This window comes from Slackia sp., assembly GCF_977041755.1.
Genome location: NZ_CDRRGL010000197.1, coordinates 1 through 2,495, shown reverse-complemented (window position 1 = coordinate 2,495; position 2,495 = coordinate 1). Strand labels below are relative to the sequence as shown.

The window sequence follows — 2,495 nt, the reverse complement described above, 5'->3', positions numbered from 1 at the left end:
AAATGCTGCAATCCACAACGAGATTTTCGGCAGCGACCACTGCCCTGTGTCGCTCGATTTGAGGCTGTAGAAAAAATTTTCAAAAGAGGGCTTGACCGCGATTTTGAAACTCGTATAATAATTACCCGCTGGTTCGACAACAGCCAGTTAAATGGGCGGTTAGCTCAGGGGGAGAGCACTACCTTGACACGGTAGGGGTCACAAGTTCAAATCTTGTATCGCCCACCATTTATATATGCGGACATGGCTCAGTTGGTAGAGCACCACCTTGCCAAGGTGGGGGTCGCGGGTTCGAGCCCCGTTGTCCGCTCCAGAAATTTTACAGCCGAGGCAAATGCCCCGGCTGTTTTCGTTTTCGAGCACGGATCGGGGCTCGAACCGATGAGGTGGAATTCCGTCAAGAAAACCGCCCCATGCACGGTTTTGTGCCAGCTGGCGTATAATCATGCAATTATGGATTTGCGAGCCTACAAAGAAACCTTGAACAGCCTGAAAACTCCCATGCAGGGGGTTTTCGTCGTTGTGCTGTGCACGGTGGCTTTTGTCGTGTGGCTTGGTGTGCTTGTCGTTATCACGAAGCTGTTGATGGGTTAGCGCGCTATGTGGCAGAAATTCTCATTCTATGACTTCCGCGTGATCGCGCACTATTTGGGCGTGCTCATGATGTTTCTCGCTGCCGCTGAATGCGTCCCGTTCGTTGTAGCCATCGTGCTTGGCGAGTGGCAGCCGGCGTCGCATTATCTGTTCGGCATGGGCGTCGCGCTCATCGTCGGTTCGCTTTTGCGTCTTATCCTCCCCAGCCCTGGCAAACTCACGCCGAAACAGGCATTGGCCGTTACGGGTTTTGCGTGGCTTGCGTTGGCTCTTTTGGGGTGCATACCTTTATATATGTCGGGCCATTATGGCGGCATGCTCGATGCGGTGTTCGAGGGAATGAGCGCATGGACCACGACGGGCTGTTCGTTGGTGCAAGATATCGACCATATGTCGATCGCCGATAATACGTGGCGCTTCACCATGCAATGCATCGGCGGCCAAGGCGTTGTCGTTATCGCTTTGTCGCTGGGCTTGTTCGGGCGTGCGGTTGATTCGTCTTTGTATTCTTCCGAGGGTCGCAGCGAGCACGTTATTCCCAACATTATGCAAACGGCTCGCTTCATCGTGCGATTCTCGATGGCGACCATCGTCATTGGCACGATTCTGACCACGGCGGCGTGCCTCTTCATCGGCATGGCGCCCGTGCGCGCGTTCTTCAACGGCCTTTGGCTTGCCGTTGCTTCGTTCAATACGGGCGGCATGACTTCGATGTCGACGGGCATTATCTATTACCATTGCGCGCCGCTCGAGATCGTCATTATGGTGCTCATTCTTTTGGGTTCTATCAACTTCACCCTGCATAGCGAGGTGTGGAAGGGCCATATCGAGCATTTCTTCCGCGATATCGAAATTCGCACGCTCGTCGTATGGTTGAGCGTGATTCTGGTTGCCTTCGTCGCGACGCTGTGCGCGGCGAAAGTCTACGACGACCTGCCGACGCTTTTGCGGCGAGCCGTGTTCACTGTTGTGGCGGCATTCTCCTCGACGGGCTTCCAAACCATTAGCGTGAACCAAATGACCACGGTGATTTCGAGCGGCGCTCTGCTCATCATCATTTTCTGCATGGCGGTTGGCGGCTCGGCCGGGTCGACCACAGGTGGTATCAAGGTGCTGCGCATCGGTGTTTTGGTCAAAGAATTGGTCGCCTATATCAAAGATTTGCTCGCACCTGCTTCAGCGCGACAGGTGGTTATGTACTACCACGTTGGCCGCCGCCCTCTTTCCCACGATTTGGTTCGCGCAAACCTCGTGGTGTTGCTGCTGTATGGCGTGGCGTTTCTCGTTACAACCATCGTTACCGTCACGTTCGGCTATGCCGCCGCGCCCTCGATGTTCGAATCGGTATCCATGGTGTCGAACATCGGCATGTCGTGCGGCATTATCCAGCCTGGCATGCCCGACCCGCTGAAGGTGCTCTATATCGTTGATATGTGGGCTGGCCGTCTCGAATACGTAACGCTCATCGCATTGCTGGTTTCCATCATCGCGTCCATTCGCCCGAGGAGGAGGGTCCGTGCACGTTAGCGTGAACAAGCTATCGCGAACCGCTCTGGTTGCGGTTCTTGCTGCCGCTGTGGCATTGGTGCCCGCGAGTGTTGCATTTGCCGCCGACGGCGATGGCAGCTCAGCTGGATCGGTGTCGAGCTCCGATTCAACTGCCACCGCCGACAAGAAGGATGTGTCCAAGGCGCGCGTCGATGCCGCTGCTGCTGACGCCGATGCCGCAAAGGGCGAAAACAATAATGGCGAAGCGCCTAAACCCGTTGACGATCCGACTAACTCGATTGATGACGGGCAGACCTCCGACAACTCGTTCCTCTACGATGCGTCCATCGCCGATTTGGCTGGCGCCGATTCGTATTACGACAAACAAACCGTGCAGGTGACGGGCGAAGTGG

2 protein-coding genes, 2 tRNA genes and 1 pseudogene are annotated in these 2,495 nt (G+C 55.5%); all 5 read left to right on the top strand.

The features are described 5' to 3' along the window. Window positions 1-153: 153 nt before the first annotated feature. A tRNA-Val gene (locus ACWI8T_RS09450) sits at window positions 154-228 on the top strand. Window positions 229-237: 9 nt separating this feature from the next. Continuing rightward, a tRNA-Gly gene (locus ACWI8T_RS09445) sits at window positions 238-313 on the top strand. 68 nt (window positions 314-381) lie between these two features. Then, the gene (locus tag ACWI8T_RS09440) at window positions 382-594 is read left to right on the top strand and encodes a hypothetical protein (protein ID WP_449138761.1); all 213 of its coding nucleotides are present in this window, start codon (window positions 382-384) and stop codon (window positions 592-594) included. Between the two features lie 6 nt (window positions 595-600). Next, window positions 601-2,121, top strand: a complete 1,521-nt coding sequence (locus tag ACWI8T_RS09435; RefSeq protein WP_449138760.1) for a TrkH family potassium uptake protein — start codon at window positions 601-603, stop codon at window positions 2,119-2,121. Beyond that, a pseudogene (locus ACWI8T_RS09430) lies at window positions 2,111-2,495 on the top strand (hypothetical protein); the annotation flags it as partial. The gene ACWI8T_RS09435 and the pseudogene ACWI8T_RS09430, both read left to right, overlap by 11 nt.

Bases quoted from the DNA above. Each gene is read 5' to 3' on its own strand.
- ACWI8T_RS09440 (WP_449138761.1), top strand. From the start codon at position 382: ATGAGGTGGAATTCCGTCAAGAAAACCGCCCCATGCACGGTTTTGTGC.
- ACWI8T_RS09435 (WP_449138760.1), top strand. From the start codon at position 601: ATGTGGCAGAAATTCTCATTCTATGACTTCCGCGTGATCGCGCACTAT.